General features: G+C 48.0%; 24 protein-coding genes. All 24 read left to right on the plus strand.

The genetic code is table 11. The annotated features are described in order from the left end of the window. The first annotated feature begins 1 nt into the window (after position 1). Positions 2–772, plus strand: a complete 771-nt coding sequence (locus QZZ54_RS16580) for a FliH/SctL family protein (RefSeq protein WP_290704538.1) — start codon at positions 2–4, stop codon at positions 770–772. After that, on the plus strand, positions 765–2,153 hold the full coding sequence (fliI, locus tag QZZ54_RS16585) for a flagellar protein export ATPase FliI (RefSeq protein ID WP_290704476.1): 1,389 nt from the start codon (positions 765–767) through the stop codon (positions 2,151–2,153). The genes QZZ54_RS16580 and fliI overlap by 8 nt, the downstream gene beginning before the upstream one ends. Further along, entirely contained in the window at positions 2,150–2,593 is a 444-nt protein-coding gene (fliJ, locus tag QZZ54_RS16590) for a flagellar export protein FliJ (protein ID WP_290704479.1), read from the plus strand. The genes fliI and fliJ overlap by 4 nt, the downstream gene beginning before the upstream one ends. A gap of 61 nt (positions 2,594–2,654) precedes the next feature. Further along, on the plus strand, positions 2,655–4,577 hold the full coding sequence (locus tag QZZ54_RS16595) for a flagellar hook-length control protein FliK (protein WP_290704482.1): 1,923 nt from the start codon (positions 2,655–2,657) through the stop codon (positions 4,575–4,577). 53 nt (positions 4,578–4,630) lie between these two features. Then, entirely contained in the window at positions 4,631–5,236 is a 606-nt protein-coding gene (locus tag QZZ54_RS16600) for a flagellar basal body-associated FliL family protein (protein ID WP_290704485.1), read from the plus strand. Between the two features lie 13 nt (positions 5,237–5,249). Then, a complete protein-coding gene (gene fliM / locus QZZ54_RS16605) occupies positions 5,250–6,224 on the plus strand; it encodes a flagellar motor switch protein FliM (RefSeq protein WP_290704487.1) in 975 nt (324 codons plus the stop codon). Between the two features lie 24 nt (positions 6,225–6,248). Beyond that, positions 6,249–6,662, plus strand: coding sequence for a flagellar motor switch protein FliN (fliN, locus tag QZZ54_RS16610; RefSeq protein WP_290704490.1), 414 nt, complete (start codon positions 6,249–6,251; stop codon positions 6,660–6,662). Positions 6,663–6,667: 5 nt separating this feature from the next. Beyond that, positions 6,668–7,150: a flagellar biosynthetic protein FliO gene (gene fliO, locus QZZ54_RS16615; protein ID WP_290704493.1), complete on the plus strand. Its 483-nt coding sequence runs from the start codon at positions 6,668–6,670 to the stop codon at positions 7,148–7,150. A 50-nt stretch (positions 7,151–7,200) separates the two neighbouring features. Then, complete coding sequence (gene fliP / locus QZZ54_RS16620; RefSeq protein ID WP_290704542.1) at positions 7,201–7,890, plus strand: flagellar type III secretion system pore protein FliP; 690 nt, start codon at positions 7,201–7,203, stop codon at positions 7,888–7,890. A 45-nt stretch (positions 7,891–7,935) separates the two neighbouring features. Continuing rightward, positions 7,936–8,205, plus strand: a complete 270-nt coding sequence (gene fliQ, locus QZZ54_RS16625; RefSeq protein ID WP_290704496.1) for a flagellar biosynthesis protein FliQ — start codon at positions 7,936–7,938, stop codon at positions 8,203–8,205. A gap of 3 nt (positions 8,206–8,208) precedes the next feature. Beyond that, a complete protein-coding gene (gene fliR, locus QZZ54_RS16630) occupies positions 8,209–8,994 on the plus strand; it encodes a flagellar biosynthetic protein FliR (RefSeq protein WP_290704498.1) in 786 nt (261 codons plus the stop codon). Positions 8,995–8,996: 2 nt separating this feature from the next. Beyond that, positions 8,997–10,133: a flagellar biosynthesis protein FlhB gene (gene flhB / locus QZZ54_RS16635; protein WP_290704501.1), complete on the plus strand. Its 1,137-nt coding sequence runs from the start codon at positions 8,997–8,999 to the stop codon at positions 10,131–10,133. Positions 10,134–10,331: 198 nt separating this feature from the next. Next, entirely contained in the window at positions 10,332–12,446 is a 2,115-nt protein-coding gene (gene flhA, locus QZZ54_RS16640) for a flagellar biosynthesis protein FlhA (RefSeq protein ID WP_290704503.1), read from the plus strand. A 23-nt stretch (positions 12,447–12,469) separates the two neighbouring features. Next, on the plus strand, positions 12,470–13,996 hold the full coding sequence (gene flhF / locus QZZ54_RS16645; protein ID WP_290704505.1) for a flagellar biosynthesis protein FlhF: 1,527 nt from the start codon (positions 12,470–12,472) through the stop codon (positions 13,994–13,996). Between the two features lie 62 nt (positions 13,997–14,058). Then, a complete protein-coding gene (locus QZZ54_RS16650) occupies positions 14,059–14,874 on the plus strand; it encodes a MinD/ParA family protein (RefSeq protein ID WP_290704508.1) in 816 nt (271 codons plus the stop codon). A gap of 25 nt (positions 14,875–14,899) precedes the next feature. After that, positions 14,900–15,610: an RNA polymerase sigma factor FliA gene (locus QZZ54_RS16655; RefSeq protein ID WP_290704511.1), complete on the plus strand. Its 711-nt coding sequence runs from the start codon at positions 14,900–14,902 to the stop codon at positions 15,608–15,610. Between the two features lie 65 nt (positions 15,611–15,675). Then, complete coding sequence (gene cheY, locus QZZ54_RS16660; protein WP_290704514.1) at positions 15,676–16,062, plus strand: chemotaxis response regulator CheY; 387 nt, start codon at positions 15,676–15,678, stop codon at positions 16,060–16,062. Between the two features lie 9 nt (positions 16,063–16,071). Beyond that, complete coding sequence (locus tag QZZ54_RS16665) at positions 16,072–16,893, plus strand: protein phosphatase CheZ (RefSeq protein WP_290704517.1); 822 nt, start codon at positions 16,072–16,074, stop codon at positions 16,891–16,893. Between the two features lie 12 nt (positions 16,894–16,905). Then, positions 16,906–19,065 carry a chemotaxis protein CheA gene (locus QZZ54_RS16670; RefSeq protein ID WP_290704520.1) on the plus strand — a complete coding sequence of 720 codons (2,160 nt, stop codon included), beginning with the start codon at positions 16,906–16,908 and terminating at the stop codon, positions 19,063–19,065. A gap of 36 nt (positions 19,066–19,101) precedes the next feature. Beyond that, positions 19,102–20,193 carry a chemotaxis response regulator protein-glutamate methylesterase gene (locus tag QZZ54_RS16675; RefSeq protein ID WP_290704523.1) on the plus strand — a complete coding sequence of 364 codons (1,092 nt, stop codon included), beginning with the start codon at positions 19,102–19,104 and terminating at the stop codon, positions 20,191–20,193. Continuing rightward, entirely contained in the window at positions 20,190–20,939 is a 750-nt protein-coding gene (locus QZZ54_RS16680; RefSeq protein WP_290704526.1) for a flagellar motor protein, read from the plus strand. Before QZZ54_RS16675 ends, QZZ54_RS16680 begins: the two co-directional genes overlap by 4 nt. A 3-nt stretch (positions 20,940–20,942) precedes the next feature. Then, positions 20,943–21,923 (plus strand): flagellar motor protein MotB, encoded by a 981-nt coding sequence (locus QZZ54_RS16685; protein WP_290704529.1) that lies wholly within the window; start codon positions 20,943–20,945, stop codon positions 21,921–21,923. Next, a complete protein-coding gene (locus QZZ54_RS16690; RefSeq protein ID WP_290704532.1) occupies positions 21,923–22,699 on the plus strand; it encodes a ParA family protein in 777 nt (258 codons plus the stop codon). Before QZZ54_RS16685 ends, QZZ54_RS16690 begins: the two co-directional genes overlap by 1 nt. Beyond that, a partial coding sequence (locus tag QZZ54_RS16695; protein ID WP_290704535.1) for a hypothetical protein occupies positions 22,696–23,025 on the plus strand: 330 nt, incomplete at its 3' end. The genes QZZ54_RS16690 and QZZ54_RS16695, both read left to right, overlap by 4 nt.

A 23,025-nucleotide genomic window follows, 5' to 3' on the forward strand; every position in this document is an offset into this window, starting at 1 on the left:
CATGAAGGCGGTCGACAAAACTATAATAAGAATTCGTGCGGAAGACGCCCGGGCGGCAGCGTTGTGGACGCTACCTGTTGTCAAGAGTGAGCATGTCGTTGGTTTTGAGTGTAAGCCTGAACAGGTTGTTGAAGAAGTTGTTGATGAGGTAGTAGATGGTCGTCTAACACTTTCTGAGCTTGAGAAAATCAGAGAAGATGCTTATCAGGAAGGTTTGCTGGAAGGGCGCGAGACAGGCTTGCAGCAAGGGCTTGAAGAGGGGCGGGCGAACGGACGAAAAGAGGGGCTGGAAGCAGCGCGTCTGGATATTGATGCTCAGTTGCAGTTATTGAATGAGCTTAAGGCTCAGTTGGATCAGCCCTTAAAGCAGGTAAATGTTCAGGTCGAAGAGTTACTGGTTGAACTGGTGACAGAGTTTGGTCAGGCGGTCGTCGGAGCGCAGGTCGAGCTTAATGGTGCGTTGGTTGTTGAGGCGGTCGAAGATGCTATTGCTCAATTGCCCCAAAGTAGTAGTGAAATTAAGATTCTGCTGCATCCCGAGGATATTCCCGTGCTTGAGCCCTTGCTGGCTTTGAATGAGCGATGGTCTCTGGTTGAAGATACTTTCTTATCTAAAGGTAGCTGTAAAGTGCTCAGTGGTTATGGCTTGATAGATAACACGCTGGAACGTCGATTTGAAGCTGCGGCCTCCCGGCTGCAGCAGGTTTTGGTGCAGCTGTCCGATGCGGAAGAGGGTGATGCCTCTGAGTCAACACCGGACCCCCATGAGTGACCAGCTTTTAAAGCGTCTCTCGCGCCTTAAAGGATTGGATTATCAAGTACCGTCGCCTGTGTCCTATGGGCAAATTACCCGTTTAATTGGTCTGACGCTGGAAGCTGTTGGTATTAAAGCTTCTATGGGTGAGTACTGTCTGATCCATCAGGAAAAAGGGCCTTCTGTAGAGGCAGAAGTGGTGGGCTTTTCGGGTGATCGGATATACCTGATGCCAATTGACCTTGTGGATGGGTTAGCGCCGGGTGCCCGGGTAAGTCCCTTGAAAGGCGGTGGTGATGTTGAGGTTGGTTTTGAGCTGCTGGGTCGGGTTGTTAATGGTGTAGGGAAGCCTTTAGATAGTCTGGGCCCGCTTAGATGTAAAGCCACGGTGCCGCTGCAGGGGCAGAACATTAACCCTCTCAGTCGTCAGCCAATCAATCAGCCTTTGGATGTTGGTATTAGGGCGATAAACTCGCTCTTAAGTGTGGGTCGTGGTCAGCGTTTGGGATTGTTTGCAGGCAGTGGTGTCGGCAAGAGTGTCTTGCTGGGAATGATGACCCGGTTTACGGAGGCCGATATTGTTATCGTTGGCTTAATCGGAGAGCGTGGACGGGAAGTAAAAGAGTTTATTGATAACACTCTGGGTGAAGAGGGTATGCGCCGTGCGGTCGTGGTTGCATCCCCTGCTGATGAATCGCCTTTGATGAGGTTAAGGGCGGCTCAGCTGGCAACCCGTTTAGCGGAATATTTTCGTGAACAGGGCAAGAATGTATTGTTGTTGATGGATTCCCTGACCCGTTATGCCCAGGCGCAGCGGGAAATTGCGCTTGCAGTTGGGGAGCCGCCAGCAACTAAAGGTTATCCGCCCTCAGTGTTTGCTAAGCTGCCAAAGCTAGTTGAGCGGGCAGGTAATGGTGAGCAGGGAGCTGGCTCGATAACCGCGTTTTATACAGTGCTGACCGAGGGTGATGATCAGCAGGACCCTATAGCAGATTCAGCCAGAGCTATCCTGGATGGGCATATTGTGCTTTCGCGGCAGTTAGCTGAGCGTGGTCATTATCCGGCAATTGATATCGAACAGTCCATCAGTCGGGCGATGCCACAGGTTGTATCGTCTGATCATCTGCAGGCTGCTATGGGATTCAAGCAGCTCTACTCTAAATTTCAGCAGAACAGTGATCTTATCTCTATCGGGGCTTATGCGCGGGGAAGTGATGCGGAGACCGATTTTGCGATCTCTCGAATGCCGCTGATGAATGCGTTTTTGCAGCAGGGCTTAAATGAATCTTATGCTTTCAAGAAAAGCCTGACGGATTTGGCGTTGGTTTTAACGCCAAATCCACAGTCTGAACAGCAGGCTGCGCAGCAAAATATTAGTATGGGCAATCCGACTCGATGATGAAGCGGTCCAAGCGGCTTCAGGTCGTATTAGATCTGGCTGAACGAAAGCGCAAGCAGGCTGAGCAATTACTCGGTCAGACTCAATCCCGAGTACAGCAGGGAGAAGCAACTCTGGTGCAACTGCAAGATTACTATTCGGACTATGCGAATAGTTTTTACAGTGCCGGCAGTGAGGGTGTGACGCCGGGTCAGTTGCAGACTCATCAGGCTTTTATGCAAAAGCTGAGGGTTGCAGTGGAACAGCAGAGAAATGCATTGTTGATGGATCGTGCGCAGCTTGAAAAAGTCAAAGAGCATTGGCAGGCGGCGTATCAGCACTATAAGTCTGTAGACACTCTAGTAGAAAAATTAAAGCGAGAAGAGTTGCTAAAGGAAGAAAAACAGCAGCAGAAAGAGCTCGATGAGCGTTCTCAATTAATACGTCCTCCATTTATCTAAGTATATCTGGCATTGATTATGCATTTGTTCCGTTATGGCAAGATTTGCCGGGGAGTTAAGTATGAATCAATCGCTTTCGGCTTCAGCAGGGGTCGGATCATTATTGGGCACTGGTGCAGTGTCAGTAGCTAGCGCTGATACGGCTGTTCAGGGAGTGGTGAGTATTGGTGATCAGGCTACTCAATCCTTTGATCAGTCCATGCAGCAAGCTAATCATCAGCATTCAGCCGCTTCAGCAGAGCAGGTTCAGAGCGGTCAGACATTGCCGGAAGGGGGTGAATCTTTGCCCTCTGATGAGCGCTATGGGAATGGCGTTTCTGATGCTGATGTAGTCGCTCAACCGGAAGGTAGTGTCGATGGGGTAAAGGCAGGCGAGATGAATCAGGGTCAGTGGCAGCAAGAGCTGTTTACTGCAGCTGATAATAATACTCAGGATGTTTTGGTCTCAAATTCTGATGGAGGCTCTGCTCTACAGCAGATTAATCAGTATCGTGATGCGGATCTGAGTGTTCTGGCTGATTCTGCTTTAAAGCAGGTGGGTGCCCGCAGTGATCATAAGGCGCAGGGAGCGGAGCTGAATGCTGAAAGTATCAGGAATAGGTTCTCAGTAGGAAGTGCAGCGGATTCTACGGCCCTAGCGGGAAGATTGCTGACTGAGCCAGAGTCCTTTAGAGGAGCTTCGGGTGCTTTGGCCGGTAATGCCGTTCCTGCAGCAGAGGTTGGTTTAGTTAATCAAGAGGCGAAGTCTCAGCAGCCTGTCGAGTTTTCTGTACAGCCAACTGATCAGGGTAAGAGTCAGTCAGCCGCTTCTGCTGGTATAGCTGAAGGACAATCGTTAGTGTCTTCGCTAGCTCAGTCAAAGCCGGAAATCTCATCTATAGTAGCTGGCGCTGGTCCGACCCTAGAAAATAAAACTCAGGTTGAGTCAGGGGTAGTAGTGGGGACTGGTCGATCGGGTGCAGAAGGCTCGGATTTAGTTGAAAGGATGTCCTCGTCTCTGCAAGCTTCAGAAGTGATTCAATCTACAGAGAAAGGCCAAGGGGGAGTAGGGGAAGCTGGACAAGCGCCCGCCAAAAACCTGTTTGCTGAATCAGTTGCGCAGATTGTACGGGAGGCTGGGCTGGCTAATGAGCAGTTGTCAGATTCAATCCGGCCGGCTGTTGGGAGTATTGAAGAGGCTGTTAGTCGATTGTCAGTGGCTGCAGGAGGTGTTTCAGAAGCAAAGGTTGGTGCTGAGGCTCTGAAGGGAGAATCATTCGTTAAGGTTGATGGGAGTTCCTCCAGAGTTGAGCCTCAGTTACGTGCTCAGCCGATAGAAACTGTTGTTCAGTCGCCTGTACGACAAGCTGCTGACTCTGCTATGCAATCCGGGAGTGCTTTAGCAGGAGTTCAGCAGGTTGTTGATAATGCTAGGCAGCAGATTAAATCGGGAACTGAGTCCGATAAATTGAAAGGGATAGAGTTGACGGGTCGCTCAGAAGGGCGTCAGGACGCGCTATTAACCAGTTTTGCAGACTCATTAGCTGCAGCCGGCAAAGTTCGTTCGACAGCTGAGCCGATGCAGATGGTTATGCCGGAAGGTACTCGCCCAGGTATGCCTGCATGGAGTCAGGCGGTAAATAATCGGGTGATGATGATGGCCTCGCAGAACGGCCAGTTTGCAGAAATTCAGTTAGATCCCCCTGAGTTAGGTTCTTTGCTGGTTAAGTTGCAGGTCAAGAATGAGCAGGTCAGCGTGGTGTTTACTACGCCGCACGGCAGTGTTCGGGAGGCTATTGAGCAGAGTCTACCCCGGTTGAGGGAGATGTTTGCTGAGCAGGGGTTGGATCTGGCGGAATCTTCGGTGCATGACCAAGATGATGGGCAGCAACGAGGGAGTGAGCAAGATGAGTCTTTTGTCGGATATCAAAATAGTTCTGCGGAGGAATCTGTGCCTGAAGTAATGCATCAGGAAAGTCTGTCACTGGTAGATTACTATGCCTGATAAATGATCTTCTTATTAAACTGAGATTAGTCTGCTTCCGCTGCTGAATCAGTATGTTATATTACGCATTGGATGGTGATTTAACGCATGGTGCCGGTATGACCGGTTCGTTGCTTGTGAGGCAAGAGATGGCTGAAGAAAATACCGAAACAGTTGCTGATGACGCGGCTGAAGGTGGAAAGAAGTCCGGAAAAATGAAGTTGATCCTGATTATTGTCGGGGTGCTTCTGATTGCTGTTATTGGTGGCGTCGGCGCTATGTTTATGCTGGGTGGTTCTGATGATGAGGCTGTTTCTGCTGAAGTTGAGCCAGCTAAGCCAGCCCAGGCTCTTTATACTAAGATCAGAACCTTGGAAGGTAGTCCATACTTTACTGTAGCAGTGCCAAGCAAGGATGATCGCACTCACTATATGCAGATATATGTTGAGACTAAAAGTCGTGACGACGAGGTTGTTGCCGCTTTGACAAAGCATATGCCAAAAATTGTATCTAATCTGAATCGTTTATTTTCCAGTCAGTCTTTTGAAGAGATGCGTGCTGTAAATGGAAAACAGATGATGCGAGAGGCAGCGCTAAAGGAAATTCAGATCGTTATGCAGGCAAAAATAGGTAAGCCCGGTGTTGAGAAAGTGCTCTTTACCGGATTTATAATGCAGTGATGGATAATCTGTTATGACAGTTAAAGATCTCCTTTCTCAGGACGAAATTGACGCGCTTCTGCATGGTGTGGACGATGGGGATATTGAAACGGAGGACGAAGTCGCCGAAGAGGAAGGTGAAGTCAGAGCTTACGATCTTGCCAGTCATGAGCGCATTGTTCGTGGGCGGATGCCTACTCTTGAGATGATTAACGAGCGCTTTGCCCGGCATACCCGAATTTCTCTGTTTAGCCTGTTACGTAACAATGCCGATGTATCAGTCGGTGGCGTGCAGATTATGAAGTACTCCGACTATATACATACACTTTATGTCCCTACTAGTATTAGCTTATTAAGAGTGACTCCTTTGCGGGGAACTGCGTTGCTGGTAATGGACGCTAAGTTGGTGTTTAAGCTGGTGGATAGTTTTTTTGGCGGTGATGGTCGGCATGCAAAGATTGAAGGTCGGGAGTTTACTCCCACTGAAATCAGACTGATTAATAAAGTTATTGATCAGTTCTTTGTTGATCTGGAAGGTTCTTGGGAGCCTGTGATGCCACTTAAGTTTGAAGTGAGTGGGCATGAGGTTAATCCGGCGATGGCGAACGTGATTAATCCCTCCGAAGTCGTGGTGGTGAGCAGCTTTCAGGTAGATATGGAAGGGGGGACTGGTGAGTTCCATGTTACGATGCCCTATTCCATGCTGGAGCCGATTCGAGATATTCTAATTTCCGGATATAAGCCTGCTGAGGAGGAATTGGATGAGCAGTGGCTTACCTCCTTGAAGGGGGATATGCTCGGCGCATCAATGAACCTGGATCTGGTGATTGCAGAGAGAAAAATGAAACTGCGAGATGTGATGCAGCTCGAAGCCGGTGATGTTATACCGATAGATATTGCTGATACATTGTTGCTCAAGGCTGCCCGGGTTCCTATTTTCAATTGTAAGCTGGGAACCTCCAGAGGTAATCTGGCTGTGAAAGTTATTAGTCGGACTAAAAATGAATAAACCGTTAGACAGAGCGTATCACTCATGAGTAATGACGAGATTGAGAATCAGGATCAAGACGCAGGTATGGATGACTGGGGTGCGGCGATGGCTGAGCAAGCCCAGGCTGAGTCAGGTGTTGTTGAAAATCAGGCGATTGATCTTGATGAGCTAAGAGACGAAAGCGTTGCGCTGGATAATCCCAGTATGGATGTGATTCTTGATATACCCGTTAAGTTGTCGATGGAGGTAGGGCGGTCAGATATTTCGATCCGTAACTTGCTTCAGCTTAATCAGGGTTCTGTTGTCGAATTGGATCGGGTAGCGGGTGAGCCTCTGGACGTGTTGGTAAATGGCACCTTGGTGGCTCACGGTGAGGTTGTTGTGGTTAATGATCGCTATGGTATCCGGTTGACTGATGTTATCAGTCCACAGGAACGCATTGATAAACTGAGGTAATTCGATTGCCTGTCAGGTCTTATTTACGCGGTTGTTTTGAGTTTCTTTACCGTACTCTGGTTGTATTACTGGGGCTTGGTTGCAGTGGTTTGCTGGCTGCTGCACCTGAATCGTCCTCTTCCCCTGTGCCAGATGCTAGTAAGGTGCGTTCGGTAGTCGAGCCTCTTAATACGGGTTCGCTGACGCAGTTGCTTGCTGGGTTGGTACTGGTTATCGGGCTGATTTTTCTATTAGCCTGGCTGCTTAAGCGTTTTACCGGTTTGTCGGGCCAGAATCGTTCTCTTCAGGTTGTTGCTTCGCTTTCTTTATCTGCGCGAGAGAAAGTGGTTCTGGTTCAGGCGGGTGATCAGCAGCTTCTTTTGGGGGTTGCTCCAGGTCGGGTAAATCTGTTGCAGAGCTATGATCAGCCTTTGATTGAGCCGGGTGCTGCAATGGGAGAGTTTGCAAATAAGCTTCAGCAGGCGTTGAGCCGTAAGGGGGCTGAGTGAAAAGAGTCTTTGCTCTATTATTGCCGTTTTTACTGGTTCCTGGTCTGGCAATGGCAGCTGATCCGGGTATTTCAGCGGTTACTTTAACGACGAATCCAGATGGTAGTGCCGAATATAGTGTGACGCTTCAGATTCTAGGGCTAATGACCCTGCTGACGTTCCTGCCAGCGATTCTGATGATGATGACCTCCTTTGCTCGGATTATTATCGTTTTTGCCATTCTGCGGCAAGCGCTTGGCTTACAGCAAACTCCGTCCAATCAGATTTTGGTAGGGCTAGCGCTGTTTCTAACACTGTTTATTATGTCGCCGGTGCTGGATAAAGTGAACGAGCAGGCTGTGCAGCCCTATCTGAATGAAGAAATTACTTCCATAGAAGCGCTAACCGCTGCTAGCGTGCCGTTTAGAGGTTTTATGCTGGATCAGACTCGGGAGACCGATCTTAACCTGTTTATGAATATCTCCCGGACTGAGGCAGTTGAAACGCCGGATGATATCCCCTTCACTGTGCTTGTTCCCTCCTTTGTGACCAGTGAATTGAAAACCGCATTTCAAATTGGCTTTATGTTGTTTATTCCGTTTCTGGTTATTGACCTTGTGGTTGCCAGCGTATTGATGGCGATGGGTATGATGATGTTGTCGCCGGTAATTATCTCGCTGCCTTTTAAAATTATGCTATTTGTACTAGTGGATGGATGGGCTATGGTTATAGGCACGCTGGCTGGAAGTTTTGTTGTATAGCTCAGTTAAAGAGCATTATTTCGTGATTGGTTAAGAGGGTTTTATATGACACCGGAGATGGCTCTTGATCTGTTTGCTGAGGCGCTGTTTTTAATCGTTACCATGGTGATAGTCATTGTTGTGCCTTCGTTGATGGTGGGTCTTCTCGTCTCTACTTTTCAAGCGGCAACCCAAATTAATGAGCAGACCCTGAGTTTTCTACCTCGTCTGATTGTTACCTTGCTAACGATTATGTGGGCCGGTCCCTGGATTCTTGGACAGTTGATGGATCACTTCAATAATATTTTCGCCAATATTCCGTTGTTTTTAGGGTAGCCAATGCTGCAGCTGACAACGCTTCAGATAGAACAATGGGTAGCTCAGTTCTTACTGCCTTTCTTTAGAATAGCGTCTTTCTTTATGGTGGTGCCAATGATTGGTACTCAGTTGGTTCCCTCACGAATTAGGCTGGGTTTGGCTGTATCGATGACTGTTGTATTGCTGCCAGTTCTACCAGAGATGCCAGTGTTAAGTGGAATGTCCCTGCAAACCTACATTCTGGTGGCGCAGCAGATTATTATCGGCACGGCAATGGCGTTTGTTATTCAGGTGTTATTCCAGATATTTTCACTGGGTGGGCAGTTGATCTCTTCTCAGATGGGATTGGGATTTGCCTCGGTCAATGATCCAGCGAACGGAGTGTCGGTTGTTGTGCTCTCCCAGCTGTATCTTATGTTAGTGATGCTATTGTTTATGGCCTTTAATGGTCATTTGGTAATGTTTGAGGCTTTAGCCAGAAGTTTTTTTGTGCTCCCGGTCTCTGAGGGAGCGATGCCTGCGTCGGGATATATGGCGTTGGTAAAATCCGGTAGTTGGATGCTGTCCAGTGCATTGTTGATGGCTCTTCCTGCTGTTACGGCGCTACTGGTGATTAATTTTGCCTTTGGTGTGATGGCTAAAGCGGCCCCGCAATTGAATATTCTGGCTATCGGTTTTCCGTTTACGATGTTAATGGGGTTAATGATTACCTGGGCTAGTCTTGAGGGCTTTTTAGGACAGTATCAGCGATTTGTTTCGCTCGCTTTTGATTATCTCGATCTGGTTATCGGTGTTGGGAGGCTTTAGATATGGCTGAAGAGAGCGGTCAGGAAAAAACTGAAGAACCCACGGCGAAACGGCTAAATGATGCTAAAGAAAAAGGGGATATAGCCCGCTCCAAAGAGCTCGCTACCACTGTTTTGTTGCTATCTGCCGCCGCGGCAGCGGTGATGTTTGGTGGTCAGGTGACGGATGCCATGGCTGGAATGATGAGGTTTAACTTCAGTCTTGATAGGCAGTCCGTGATGGATCCGGCGCTTATGTTTACCCACTTGGGGTTTTCTTTGTCAGAGGCGCTCAAGTCTCTGTTTGGTTTTTTTCTTGTGTTACTGGTTGCTGCTCTTGTTGGGCCTATTGCTTTGGGTGGATGGAATCTTAGTCTGAAAGCGATGGCGCCAAAAATGAGTCGATTGGATCCCTTGGCGGGTATTAAGCGAATGTTTTCCTTGAAAGCGTTGATTGAGCTGTTCAAGGCGTTAGCAAAATTTTCGGTTGTTGGTGCTCTTTCCTTTTTTGTTTTGTTAACGACCAAAGAAGAGTTGTTTTCATTAGGTGCGCAAGATGTAGTCCCGGCCATGTCTCATGCGACAGAGATAGTTATCTGGGCGTTTCTGATTATGAGCCTGTCGATGATTATAATCTCTCTGATTGATGTGCCTTTTCAGATCTATGACTATACCCAGAAGCTTAAAATGACCCTTCAGGAAGTGAAGGATGAGATGAAGAATACTGAGGGTAAGCCTGAGGTTAAGGGTCGTATTCGACAGTTGCAGCGTGAAATATCTCAACGGAAGATGATGTCTGCAGTGCCTGAAGCGGATGTGGTGATTACTAACCCAACACATTATGCCGTGGCGCTTAAATACAATCAGAGTGGTGGAGGAGCTCCGTTTCTGGTTGCTAAAGGGGCTGATTTTGTAGCATTGAAAATTCGAGAGATTGCAGATGCTCACGAAGTTCCTGTTCTTTCTGCTCCGGCTCTTGCTCGGGCTATTTATCACTCAACAGAAGTGGAGGAAGAGATTCCTTCAGGCTTGTTTAAAGCGGTCGCGGAAGTGCTCGCCTATGTCTTTCAGTTGCAGCGTCATAAGCAGCGCCAAGGGCCGGCTCCAAAAGAAGTTTCTCAAGATCTTGATATTCCTTCAGAACTGCGACAAGACGAATAATTACCCTCAATTTACCTCTTCCTTATCTCCGTGATGTGGCTGGATTCTTGCAGTAATTACAAGATGAAAGGCGAAGCGTCAAAAAATTGATGTTTTTAAGTGCTTATTAGTGCTATTTTTTGTTTTATAATCTATCAATTTTAATATGACGTATTTTTGACGCTTCGCCTGTTGGTGAAGATGTTATCTGGGGTGTAAGTGAACAGAACGGCGGTTTACAATAACGTACGGGACATGGGTAAAGGGAATCTGGGTATTCCTTTTCTGCTCTTGCTTGTGCTGGGCATGGTTACGCTGCCTATGCCGCCATTCCTCCTTGATACTTTGTTTACCTTTAATATAGCGCTTTCTATAGTTGTCTTGTTGGTGTGTGTCTATTCGATGCGTCCTTTGGACTTCGCAGTTTTTCCTACGATTCTTCTGATTACGACTTTAATGCGTCTGGCGCTGAACGTTGCCTCTACCCGAATAGTGCTTCTTCATGGCCATGAGGGCGGAGATGCGGCAGGTAAGGTGATCGAGGCGTTCGGTGAAGTGGTGATTGGTGGTAACTATGTTGTGGGTCTGGTGGTATTCCTGATTCTGGTGATCATCAACTTTGTTGTTGTAACTAAGGGTGCAGGCCGTATATCTGAAGTTAGTGCCCGCTTTACCTTGGATGCGATGCCGGGTAAGCAGATGGCGATTGATGCGGATCTTAATGCGGGTTTGATAAGCCAGGAAGATGCCAAACTTCGGCGTCAGGAAGTGACCCAGGAAGCTGATTTTTACGGTTCTATGGATGGTGCTAGTAAGTTTGTCCGGGGTGATGCTGTTGCCGGGATACTGATCTTGGTAATTAATATTCTCGGTGGTCTCGGGATAGGTATGCTCCAGCATGATCTCTCCTTTGATCTGGCGGCTCGTTACTATTCGTTACTGACTATTGGTGATGGGCTGGTTGCTCAGATCCCATCGCTGCTGCTTTCCACTGCCGCAGCGATTATGGTGACCCGGGTGAACTCATCTCAGGATATGGGTAAGCAGGTTATCAGTCAGCTGTTTGGTTCTCCTAAGGCGTTGGCTGTTGCTGCAGCAATTCTGTTTATCATGGGTTCCCTGCCAGGAATGCCGCATGTCGCTTTTTTATCTTTGGCAATCGTCGCTGGTTTCGGAGCGTATTTTATTCAACAGCGCAATGTGGAGGCTGAGGCCAAAGCGGCAGAAGAGGCTCCGCAACAGCCTAAACAGTCCGAAGCCGATCAGGACGTGAAAGAGCTGGATTGGGATGATGTGATGCCGGTGGATATGATCGGCCTTGAGGTCGGCTATCGGCTGATCCCTATGGTAGATAAGCTGCAGGGAGGGCAGTTGCTGAGTCGCATTAAAGGTGTGCGTAAAAAACTGTCTCAGGATCTTGGTTTTCTGGTTCCTTCGGTGCATATAAGGGATAACCTGGACCTGATGCCGGGCGCGTACCGAATTACATTAATGGGGGTTTCTGTCGGGGAATCCGAAGTCTACCCTGATAGAGAATTGGCTATAAATCCAGGGCAGGTATTTGGGTCTCTCAAAGGAATAGAGGTTAAAGACCCTGCCTTTGGTCTTGATGCTGTGTGGATTGAGCAAAGTCAAAAAGAGCAGGCGCAGACCCTCGGTTACACGGTTGTGGATGCCGGTACAGTAGTGGCAACGCACCTCAATCAGATCTTACAGGCACACTCCCATGAGTTAATGGGGCATGATGAAGTACAGAAATTATTGGATATGTTGGCAAAAACGTCCCCAAAACTGGTAGAAGAGTTGATACCAGGACGCCTTTCTGTGAGTACACTATTGAAAGTGCTGCAGAATTTGTTAATGGAGCAGGTGCCGGTACGAGATTTTAGAACGATCACAGAGGCATTGGCGGAGGCTGTAGCCCGTACTCAGGACCCTCAAGGGCTGACAGCGGCTGTGCGTATTTCACTTTCAAGGATGATTGTTCAGAATATTGTTGGTAGTGATGATGATTTGCCTGTGATTACGCTTGACCCGCAGCTGGAACAGTTGCTTTTGGGGTCGGTGCAGCAGGGTGAGAGTGGTGATGGTCTGGTGATTGAGCCAACAATGGCTGAGCGATTACAGAGCTCTCTTGCTGGTGTGGCTCAGCAGCAGGAAATTGCAGGGCGAGCATCTATATTGCTGGTGGCGGCGCCAATTAGACCGCTATTGGCTAAATTTGTACGTTATGGAGAGAATCAGATCAGCGTTCTCTCCTATCAGGAAATTCCTGAAAATAAGCGGGTTACGATTATTGCTACAGTGGGTGGCCAGGGTCAGGCCGGTGCCTGATCAGGTAATTAATAGAGACAGTTATGAAAGTTAAACGCTTTTTTGCTCCGGATATGAGACAGGCGATGCAGCGGGTCAGGGATGAAATTGGTCCCGACGCTGTAATTGTCTCTAATCATCGCGTTGCTGGTGGTGTGGAAGTCGTGGCTGCCCATGAGCATGAGTATGAAGCGGCTCAGCAGGAATTTAAGCGTAAGAGGGCTGCGGAAAGCTCCAGAAAGCAACAGGGAAAGCTGAAGAGTAATCTTGCTGAAGAGTTACGTAAAGCTCAGGCACGGATCGCGACAGCTCAGGATGGCGGCGCTGAGCCTCGCCAGAAAAATCGTCAAATGGACGGTGATGATGAAGAACTGAATGATATTCTCGATACGCTCAAGAAACGTCAACGTGGCCGGGCTTATCAGGCTCCACGAGTAGAAACTTCTGATGATAAAGTGACTCGGCCCCGCTTAGATCCTACACGGCAAGAGCGCCAAGTGACGCCGCCTGCTGAGTCGATTCATCAGGGAGTTGATGACGAACGTGAAGTTATTCAATCACTGAAACAGGAAATTGACTCTCTAAAGGGTATCTTGAATCAGCCTAAGTCGACACATCAGAGTTCAATAGAGCCAAAAGCAGTACCTGACCCTGTAAGAAGCGCTAATGTGGCGTCAGCGACAAAACCCGTTGCGCCGCGTAAAGAGCGTCCCCGTCATGAGCTGGCCGATTCATCAGTAGTAAAAATTGAGCGAAGGCTTGAGAGAATCGGTTTGGGGTCTCAGATTAGTCGTCAATTATCAGCGACTGTCGGAGATGATGATGCCCTGGATGATGCTTGGCGCTCCGCATTAACCCGTTTCAGTGACAATATCCCAGTGATGGGAGAAGATTTTATCGAACGGGGGGGCATGATCGCTTTTGTTGGGCCTACTGGAGTGGGGAAAACAACGACTATCGGTAAGTTGGCAGCGCGTTATGTGTTAAAACACGGCAGTTCTAGTGTGGCCCTGGTTACTACGGATTCGTTTCGTATAGCTGCGCATGAGCAGTTACTTACCTTTGGTCGAATCTTGGATGTTCCGGTGCGGGTTGTGGATGAGAATAATCCACTGGAGGAAGTTTTGACTTCCCTTCGAGGTAAGCGGTTAGTGTTAATAGATACAGCAGGTATGAGTGCTCATGAGCCTCATACCCAGGCGCAGCTCAGTATGCTGGATGAAGTAACGGTCCGGATGAAAAAATTGTTGGTGCTATCTTGTTCCAGTCAGCGTCATGTTATTGAAAGTGCTTATGAAACTTATGCGCCGTTGGGGCTGCATGGTTGTGTATTAAGTAAGTTGGATGAATCAGGTAATCTTGGCGAAGCGCTTGATCTGGTAATGGAGAATGGTCTGTCTGTGAGCTATGTGACAGATGGGCAGCGAGTGCCAGATGATATTGATGTGGCACACAAGAAAGATCTGGTGAGCCGGGCGGTTATAACCGCGCAAAAAGCGAGTCGTAGTCATCGTGTCTTTAATGAGCACAAGCAGGAAAGGCTGGCCCGTGATGAGCATTGGGAGAACTGAGTTGCTAACAAAGCAGATAACAGAGATTGAGTGGCTACTTACTGCTGCGATGGATGGTCGGAATGGGTAGTATCAGACCGGTGAAGGTCATAGCTGTCACTGGAGGTAAAGGCGGTGTTGGCAAAACCAATGTCTCTGTGAATATGAGTCTCGCTCTGGGGGAGATGGGGCATCGGGTGGTTCTGATGGATGCCGATCTGGGTCTGGCAAATGTAGATGTGTTGTTAGGGGTTAAAGCCAAGCGAGATATTTCAAATGTTCTGTCAGGTGAGTGTAGTCTTAAAGACCTTCTGATAGAGGTGGATACCAATGTCAGAATAGTTCCAGCCGCCTCTGGCACGCAGGAAATGACGTCTCTGAGTGTGCATGAACATTCTGAATTGATTCATGCATTCAGTGAAATCGCCGATGATCTTGATGTCTTGGTGATTGATACCGCCGCCGGTATCTCGGATGCGGTTGTGAGTTTCGTCAAAGCCGCACAGGATGTAGTGGTTGTTGTTTGTGATGAACCGACTTCTATAACCGATGCTTATGCGTTGATGAAGTTGCTAAATCGGGATTATAAAATGACACGCTTCCGGGTGTTGGCGAATATGGTTCGCACTGAGCAGGAAGGTCGGAACATGTATGGCAAGCTTCTGACAGTGACAGACAGGTTTCTTGATGTGACCCTTCAATACCTGGGGGCAATCCCTTATGATGAGTCAGTTAGAAAAGGGGTTAAGCAGCAACGTGCTGTTTTAAAAGCGTTTCCGAACAGTAAAGCGGCGTTGGCATATAAGCAGTTGGCAACTAAGGTGGATGCCTGGCCAGTGCCCTCTAATCCTCGGGGGCATCTTGAATTTTTTGTCGAACGTTTGGTAAGTGGCGCCTGAACAACCGGAGTGCAGAGTATTCTCTATGTATAATCAGCTTCAGTTTCGCTCAAGTCAGGAAATTATTGAGCAACATAGCACTTTGGTAAAACGAATTGCTCATCACCTGCTGGCCCGGCTGCCGAACACTGTCGTGCTGGAAGACCTGATTCAGGCGGGGATGGTTGGTTTGTTGGAGGCGGCAAAAAAATATGACGCCAGCAAAGGGGCCAGCTTTGAAACATATGCGGGTATCCGTATCCGTGGCTCTATCATCGATGAGGTGCGTCGTGGAGACTGGACACCGCGTTCAGTCCACCGCAATGGTCGTCGGGTTGCTGAAGCTGTTCAGGTAATCGAAGCGCGTACCGGCCGTGATGCCCAAGATGGGGAGGTTGCTGCTGAGCTTAATATCACTGTGACCGAATATCATGCATTATTAAAAGATTCAGCTGAGAGTCGTCTGTTTAGCTTTGATAAACTTACCGGGCCTCAGGATGAAGGGCCAGGAGAAACTATTGCTAGCAGTGCTCCCGATCCTTCCGAACAGTTTGAGCAGGAAGATTTTGTTAAGGCAATCGCCCATGAAATTAAAGGCTTGCCGGAAAGAGAAAAGTTGGTGTTGTCTCTGTATTACGATCAGGAACTCAATCTGAAAGAGATTGGCAAAGTGATTGGTGTCAGTGAGTCCAGGGTTAGTCAGATACATAGTCAGGCGGCACTACGTTTACGTAGTCGTTTAAAAGAGTGGCGGTAAAGATACTGAGGTGTATGCCTACGTTCTGAGTCCGTCGTATAGAGTTTGTGTTAGGAGGGATTGTCTTGAATAAAGACATGAAAATTCTGGTAGTAGATGATTTCTCAACGATGCGGCGGATTATCAAAAATCTGTTACGTGATCTTGGTTTTACTAATATTGTTGAGGCCGATGACGGCGCAACAGCGTTGCCTATTCTGAAGTCTGGTGGCGTTGATTTTCTAGTGACTGACTGGAATATGCCGAAGATGACCGGTCTGGATCTTTTGAAGCACGTCCGGGCTGATCCAGAGCTGCGACAGATTCCAATCCTAATGGTGACAGCAGAAGCTAAACGCGAACAGATCATTGCGGCAGCTCAGGCAGGTGTTAATGGCTATATTATCAAGCCCTTTACTGCGGGTGTGCTGAAGGAAAAAATCGATAAGATATTTGAACGTCTACAGGGCTAGGAGGCGCTCATGTCTGATATAGATGATATTCAGGATCAACGTCGTTTTGAGTTAGAGTTGCAAACGCGTGCGGAGGAGTTGGTCGAGCTGCTGAAGCAGGGTGACATACCTCAGGCGATGCAGTTAGTTCAACAATTAAACGAATTGAGACATCAGGCGCTTTACCACGAAGTGGGGAAGCTTACTCGAGCTGTTCATGATGCAATCGTTGGCTTTACTGATGATGTTAGTAGTACCGAGTTATTACAAGATTCCAAGCATCATATAGCGTCTATATCTGATGCCAGTGATCGTCTTTCTTACGTGATTGAACTGACAGAAAGTAATGCGCATAAGACTATCGACCAGGTTGATGAGTCGTTACGGTTGGTTGAACAGCTTCAACAGGGTTTTTTACACCGTAAGCAGTTGCTTGAAAAATTATCGGTATTGAAAAGTGAAAAGCCAGAGCTTGCCGATTTACATCAACAGCTTTGTGATTACGCAGAAGACCACTCAGGTGCGTTAGTCGATCTTAAAGAGCGTCTGACATCGATTATGTTAGCTCAGGAATATCAAGATATTACCGGACAGTTGATTAAACGAGTGATTCAGCTGGTTACGGATATTGAAGATGAGTTAGTGGGTCTGATGGAAGTGGCATCGCGTGTTAATAGTCTTGGTGCTTTATCACCGGACTTACAAAGCGAATCACCTAAAGAGAACGAGAAAGAGAAACAGAAGCCGTCTGGAATAGAAGCTGAAGGTCCGCAAATGGCTGGCCGTAACAAAACTGAGGTCGCGTCCTGTCAGGATGATGTTGATGATCTCCTCTCCAGTCTAGGCTTTTAACGGGTATATCGTATGTCCTTAGATGTTGATCAGGAAATTCTTGAAGATTTTTTAGTGGAAGCTGGAGAGATTTTAGAGCTGCTCTCGGAACAGTTGGTTGATCTCGAACAACATCCTGATGACAGAGAGTTGCTGAATGCAATTTTTCGGGGTTTTCACACCGTTAAAGGTGGCGCAGGATTTTTGCAGCTCGATCCGATGGTCGATTGTTGTCATAGCGCCGAAAACCTTTTCGACCAGTTACGCAATGACGCATTGAAAGTTTCGCAAGGGCTTATGGATCTTGTGCTTCAGGCACTGGATAGCGTTAACGCAATGTTTGAAGCTGTGCGTCAAGGGGATTATCCTGATGCTGCCGATCCTCAGCTGCTGTCGGGCCTGAATGCAATGGCTTTGGGGCAGGTAGCTGCATCAGCTCCCGTGGCCTCTCCCCAACCGGTAGCTTCACAGCAAACAGAAGCTGCAGTCAGTGCAGAGTTTGACCAATTAGTAGCAGACCTTGGGGGCGAAGAAGTCTCCCAGCCTGCAGCGTCAGTCATATCAAATGACCTGATTACAGAAGACGAGTTTGATGATCTGCTAGAGCAACTACACGGGCCTACTGGTGCTCCAGGTGTAACAGTGCAGCCATTGGTAACTATCGATTCAGACTTAATTACAGAGGATGAATTTGACAGCCTGCTGGATGAGCTCCATGGCCCCAGTGGCACACCTGGGCTTAATTCAGCTGTTGCCAGTTCTGCTGATGCTGAGTTTGATCAGCTCTTAGGTGGAGGTACTCCGTCAGTGGTGCAGGCTTCTTCTGGGGTCCCTGTTGATCTGATTACTGATGATGAGTTTGAGCATTTACTGGATGACCTTCAGGCAAGTGGGCAGGGAGCGTTTTCTTCGGATACCGCTTCTGCGCCTGTCCCAGCTCCAACCCCAATCCCAGTTCCAGTTGTTCCTGCAGAGCCGGTTAAGTCGAAAGCACCTGCTGCTCCTAAATCGCAGCAGGCAAAGCCGGTAGCGGAAAGTAATGTTCGGGTTGATACTCGCCTGCTTGATCAGATTATGAATATGGTCGGTGAGCTGGTGCTGGTTCGAAACAGACTGGTCAGATTAGGTGCTGAAAAGGATGATGGTGATCTGAGTAAGGCGCTTGGATCGTTGGATATGGTTACCGCAGATCTGCAGATGTCGGTTATGAAAACCCGAATGCAGCCGGTTAAGAAAGTCTTTGGACGCTTCCCGCGTCTGGTTCGTGATTTGTCTCGCCAGCTTAACAAAGAGGTTAATCTGGAATTGCGGGGAGAGGAAACTGATCTGGATAAAAACCTCGTAGAAGCATTGGCTGATCCTCTTATCCACCTAGTCCGTAATGCCATCGATCATGGTATTGAAGTGCCAGAAGTGCGCATCAGTAATGGTAAGCCTAGCCAGGGCCATGTGTTGCTCTCAGCAGAGCAGGAAGGGGATCATATCCTTCTGGTGATTGAGGACGATGGCGCGGGAATGGACCCTGAGAAGCTCCGGCAATTAGCGATTAAGCGGGGCATGCTTGATCCTGAAGCTGCGGGGCGTCTGAGTGATCATGAGTGTTATAACCTGATTTTTGCTGCCGGATTTTCTACAAAAGAACAGATCTCCGACGTTTCAGGGCGTGGCGTGGGTATGGATGTGGTGAAAACCAAGATTACCCAGCTAAACGGTAAATTGGATGTGGACTCCAACCTTGGGCTTGGGTCGCGTATTGAGATTCAGGTGCCTCTGACGTTGGCGATTATGCCGACCTTGATGGTGCTGCTAGAGGGGCAGGCGTTTGCCTTGCCGCTTGTGAATGTCAATGAGATCTTTAATCTTAATCTTACTCAGATCAATATGGTTGAAGGTCAACAGGTTATTATTGTTCGTGATAAGGCGATGCCTTTGTTTCATCTGAAGCGCTGGTTGTTGAAGGGGCATGAGAAAGAGCCTCTACCTGAAAATGGACATGTGGTAATCACAAATATCGGTAATATGCAGGTGGCGTTTGTTGTCGATCAATTAGTGGGTCAGGAAGAGGTGGTGATAAAGCCTCTGGGTTCCGTACTGCATGGTACTCCAGGTCTGTCTGGAGCAACGATTACCGGTGATGGAAAAATTGCACTCATTGTTGATATTCCTAGCTTGCTAAAGGCCTATGCTAGCTGAGCATCGTAACTATAGATTCAGATGCTGGAGAACTGTATGACAGTTCGAGTTTTAGTTGTTGATGACTCGGTTTTTTTTCGTAACCGAATCAGTCAGATGTTGGCTGCCCACCCTGATATTCAGGTGATTGATACGGCTAAGAATGGAAAAGAGGCTGTTGATAAAGTAAAACGGTTAAATCCTGATGTTGTCACCATGGATGTTGAAATGCCAGAGATGGACGGTATTACGGCGCTTAAACTGATAATGACTGAGAGCCCTTGCCAGGTGGTGATGCTTTCTTCGCTGACACAGCGTAGTGCCGCCGTGACTCTGGAAGCTCTGGCGCTGGGTGCTGTAGACTATATGGAAAAGGATGCCCGTGCCTGGGTGGCAGATTCTACAGCCATCGGTGTGACTCTGGTTGAAAAAGTTATCGCCTTGGGTCGGCAAAAGAGAGGTGCTAATCGCTCTGTTTTATCAATCAAACCTGAAGTTAAACAAGCTTCTAGCCCCAGTAGCGCTAAGCAAATTGATATTGATAGCACTGAATTAGCCGATGCTCTACCAAAGGTGCCCGACTGTAAAATTGTCACTATAGGCTCTTCTACCGGTGGACCCGCTGCATTGCAGCATGTCCTTACTGGGTTGCCGGCAAGTTTTCCTGTGCCGATTCTATTGACCCAGCATATGCCTAAAGCTTTTACTTCTGTGTTTGCCCGTCGCCTTAATGATCTCTGTGCAATAGAAGTTAAAGAAGCTGAAGACGGTGATCAATTGCTACCGGGGTGTGCCTACCTGGCACCTGGAGGGCAGCAGATGATTATCGACCCCGCTAATTCATCCAAGCTTATTATTCGTGAAAGTGATGAACGTATGACGTATAAACCGAGTGTGGATCTGACTTTCGCCTCTGTAGCAAAAGGATATGGTTCGCGGGTTTTAGCCGTTGTTTTAACCGGTATGGGGGCGGATGGTTGTGAGGGTGCCAGAGTATTAAAAAAATCTGGAGCCTGTGTTTGGGCTCAGGATAAAGACAGTAGTACTATTTTTGGTATGCCAAAGGCTGTTATTACAGCTGAGCTGGCAGACGCCGTGCTTAATCTAGATAATATAAAACAGACGTTAACTCGCTGGGGACAACGATGAATCTGATCAGCCTTAGTGGCATTGTACTGGCAGCATTAGCAATAGTAGGTGGGAATCATCTGGCAGGCGGGGCGGTTGAAGATCTGGTTGATATACCTGCTCTGCTTATCGTATTGGGAGGCACCTTTGCCGCCGTATTTATTCAGTCATCTCAGTCTGAATTGTCTCGTGCGATAAAGCTATCCGGTATGGTTTTCGGACGTGCTGACCAGAACTATCGTGAAGGGATAAACAGCATCGTTAGCTGGTGTGTAATTGCCCGCAGGAAGGGTTTGCTGGCTCTGGAAGACGAGATTGATATACAGCGGGACAGCTTTGTTCGCAACGGCTTGCAAATGTTGGTTGATGGACGGGCTCCCGATGTTATTCGTTCTACACTTGAAACCGAGCTGGTTAGCCGAGAATATCGTGATATTCAGGCGGCGAAGGTGCTTGAGAGTATGGGTGGCTACGCTCCAACAATGGGTATTATTGGCGCGGTGTTGGGGTTGGTGCATGTGATGTCTAATCTGGCTGATCCGGCAAGTCTGGGGGCCGGTATTGCCACCGCATTTGTAGCCACTATCTATGGTGTAGCGATCGCAAATCTGTTGTTCCTGCCGTTAGCGAATAAAATTCGTTCTATGGTGCTACAACGCTTCTACTTTCAGGAGATGATGTTGGAAGGATTGCTCTCTATTGCGGAAGGACAAAACCCTCGAATTATTCAGTTGCGGCTTCAGGGTTACCTGGAACAGGGGCATTAAGTTATGCCTAGGCGGAGAGTTGAGGAACAAAATCTGCATGCTCAGCGTTGGGTAATTTCATATGCAGATTTTATTACCTTGTTGTTCGCCTTTTTTGTCGTAATGTACGCGATTTCATCAGTTAATGAAGAAAAATATAAGCAGGTAGCTGATTCTCTATCAGGCGTTTTTTCCGGCCCTGAAGGTAATGCTGAAAGAGCGATAGAGGGTAAAACCGAGACAGACCCTGCCGGTATTGGCGTGTTTCAGGGAGGCGAAGGAAAGAGTGGAACGCCGACTGTGAAAATTATTCAGCCAAAACCTGAAAATAGCGCTGTTCTGAAAGCGATCGGCGAACAGATGGACGTTCAGTTCAAAAAACTGATTAGAAGTGGGCATGTTGCGGTACAGAGTAATAACTTATGGGTAGCGCTGGAATTAGGGGCTAATCTGGTATATCCCGAAGGAGGGGGGTTGCCAGCAATTACTAGTGACCCTGTGTTTGAACGAGTGGCAAAAATTCTTAATCAATACGATAACCCTATTCACGTTGAGGGTTATACGGATAATCAGTTTATATCTACGGATGAGTATCCCTCTAACTGGGAGTTGTCGGCAGCACGGGCAGCTGGGGTGGTCAGAATCCTTGAGTTGAATGGAGTGAAGCCTCAACGCATGGCAGCGGTTGGCTTCGGTGAGTACCAGCCTTTAGCTGATAATGAGACCGAAGATGGACGTAAGATGAATCGCCGGATTGTGATTGTTGTCACCCGGGACAGAAAAACTCAGCGTGTTGTCTCGGCCTTTGGCAGTGAGCAGGTTAGTGAAGATGCTGTGAGTGGTATTCTTACAGAAAGCGGGTTGCCCGAATCAGCAATAGAGAAAGTTGTTGATGAGCAGGGCCGAATTAGTTTTCGTCGTAAAGATCAAACACAACCAATAGATACTGAAACATTAACGTCCCCGGAGACTTTTGCTCCGCAGACACAGGAGTCTCCGCAGTAATGCAGGTATGGGCGGTAGCCAATCAGAAAGGCGGTGTGGGAAAAACCACAACCGCAGTCGCAATAGCAGGTTTGCTGGCTGATGCAGGTCAACGAGTGTTGCTTGTTGATCTCGATCCTCATGGATCGATGACAAGTTACTTTAAATACGATCCGGATGAGTTGGAGAATAGTGTCTACGACCTGTTTCAACCCGGTTGTGATGTCGATATGAAGTTGTTAGAGCCTCTGTTAATGCCTACCTCTAATAATGGCATAGACCTGATTCCAGCAACGACAGCTTTGGCAACGCTGGAACGCAAAGCTATTGGAAGTGAGGGGATGGGGTTGCAGATCGCGAAAGCGTTGCGGTTGGTTAAAGATCGTTATGATTATGTCGTCATCGATAGTCCCCCAGTATTAGGGGTGCTGATGATCAATGCTCTGGCCGCTTGTGGACATCTACTCGTGCCTGTTCAGACTGAGTTCCTTGCTTTGAAAGGCCTTGAGCGGATGCTGCGGACTATCAAGATGATTAATCGCGCCAGAAAACGGCAGCTGACCTATACACTGATACCTACTTTCTTTGATCGCAGTATCGGTACTTCAGTAAGCTGCTTGCGAGAGTTGCATCAACGTTTTCCTGAGAATATTGCTGCTGGGGTTGTGCCAGTGGATAGTAAGTTTATTACCGCCAGTGCTAAGGGGATAACGCCCTCCCAGCTGGATTTGAGTATGCCGGGTGTTCAGGCTTATATCAGAATTTTACGTGGCTTGGCTGAGCGGAGCAGGGCATGAGTGAAGAATCGTTGAATCGGCAACAGCAGCTGGTGAAGGAATATCTGGATGCGCTTTTGAAAGATGAGCGTAACCCTTATAGTATCGAATCTGCTTTAGATATGTCTGAGTCCTCGGAATCTGAAGTTATAGAGATGCCTCTGGTTGCTTCGGAACTACCAAAAGCCGGGCCGGATATTGAAGATATAGAGCTGGATGATTTAGCAATTAAGCTGGACGTTGAGGTAAATCAAACTCAATCTGTTCAGCCAGAGCCAGAGCCAGAGCCAGAGCCAGAGCCAGAGCCAGAGCCAGAGCCAGAGCCAGAGCCAGAGCCAGAGCCAGAG

The organism is Amphritea sp. (assembly GCF_016744155.1).
In the GTDB taxonomy this organism is placed as follows: domain Bacteria; phylum Pseudomonadota; class Gammaproteobacteria; order Pseudomonadales; family Balneatricaceae; genus Amphritea.

What these genes read in the sequence shown, in the direction of transcription:
- fliN (WP_290704490.1), top strand. Translation starts at nt 6,249, where the DNA reads ATGAGTAATGACGAGATTGAGAATCAGGATCAAGACGCAGGTATGGAT.
- QZZ54_RS16680 (WP_290704526.1), top strand. Translation starts at nt 20,190, where the DNA reads ATGAATCTGATCAGCCTTAGTGGCATTGTACTGGCAGCATTAGCAATA.
- QZZ54_RS16650 (WP_290704508.1), top strand. Translation starts at nt 14,059, where the DNA reads ATGGGTAGTATCAGACCGGTGAAGGTCATAGCTGTCACTGGAGGTAAA.
- QZZ54_RS16580 (WP_290704538.1), top strand. Translation starts at nt 2, where the DNA reads ATGAAGGCGGTCGACAAAACTATAATAAGAATTCGTGCGGAAGACGCC.
- fliJ (WP_290704479.1), top strand. Translation starts at nt 2,150, where the DNA reads ATGATGAAGCGGTCCAAGCGGCTTCAGGTCGTATTAGATCTGGCTGAA.
- QZZ54_RS16665 (WP_290704517.1), top strand. Translation starts at nt 16,072, where the DNA reads ATGTCTGATATAGATGATATTCAGGATCAACGTCGTTTTGAGTTAGAG.
- QZZ54_RS16685 (WP_290704529.1), top strand. Translation starts at nt 20,943, where the DNA reads ATGCCTAGGCGGAGAGTTGAGGAACAAAATCTGCATGCTCAGCGTTGG.
- fliI (WP_290704476.1), top strand. Translation starts at nt 765, where the DNA reads ATGAGTGACCAGCTTTTAAAGCGTCTCTCGCGCCTTAAAGGATTGGAT.
- QZZ54_RS16675 (WP_290704523.1), top strand. Translation starts at nt 19,102, where the DNA reads ATGACAGTTCGAGTTTTAGTTGTTGATGACTCGGTTTTTTTTCGTAAC.
- QZZ54_RS16670 (WP_290704520.1), top strand. Translation starts at nt 16,906, where the DNA reads ATGTCCTTAGATGTTGATCAGGAAATTCTTGAAGATTTTTTAGTGGAA.
- fliQ (WP_290704496.1), top strand. Translation starts at nt 7,936, where the DNA reads ATGACACCGGAGATGGCTCTTGATCTGTTTGCTGAGGCGCTGTTTTTA.
- flhB (WP_290704501.1), top strand. Translation starts at nt 8,997, where the DNA reads ATGGCTGAAGAGAGCGGTCAGGAAAAAACTGAAGAACCCACGGCGAAA.
- QZZ54_RS16690 (WP_290704532.1), top strand. Translation starts at nt 21,923, where the DNA reads ATGCAGGTATGGGCGGTAGCCAATCAGAAAGGCGGTGTGGGAAAAACC.
- QZZ54_RS16655 (WP_290704511.1), top strand. Translation starts at nt 14,900, where the DNA reads ATGTATAATCAGCTTCAGTTTCGCTCAAGTCAGGAAATTATTGAGCAA.
- fliR (WP_290704498.1), top strand. Translation starts at nt 8,209, where the DNA reads ATGCTGCAGCTGACAACGCTTCAGATAGAACAATGGGTAGCTCAGTTC.
- flhF (WP_290704505.1), top strand. Translation starts at nt 12,470, where the DNA reads ATGAAAGTTAAACGCTTTTTTGCTCCGGATATGAGACAGGCGATGCAG.
- QZZ54_RS16595 (WP_290704482.1), top strand. Translation starts at nt 2,655, where the DNA reads ATGAATCAATCGCTTTCGGCTTCAGCAGGGGTCGGATCATTATTGGGC.
- QZZ54_RS16600 (WP_290704485.1), top strand. Translation starts at nt 4,631, where the DNA reads ATGTTATATTACGCATTGGATGGTGATTTAACGCATGGTGCCGGTATG.
- fliM (WP_290704487.1), top strand. Translation starts at nt 5,250, where the DNA reads ATGACAGTTAAAGATCTCCTTTCTCAGGACGAAATTGACGCGCTTCTG.
- fliP (WP_290704542.1), top strand. Translation starts at nt 7,201, where the DNA reads ATGGCAGCTGATCCGGGTATTTCAGCGGTTACTTTAACGACGAATCCA.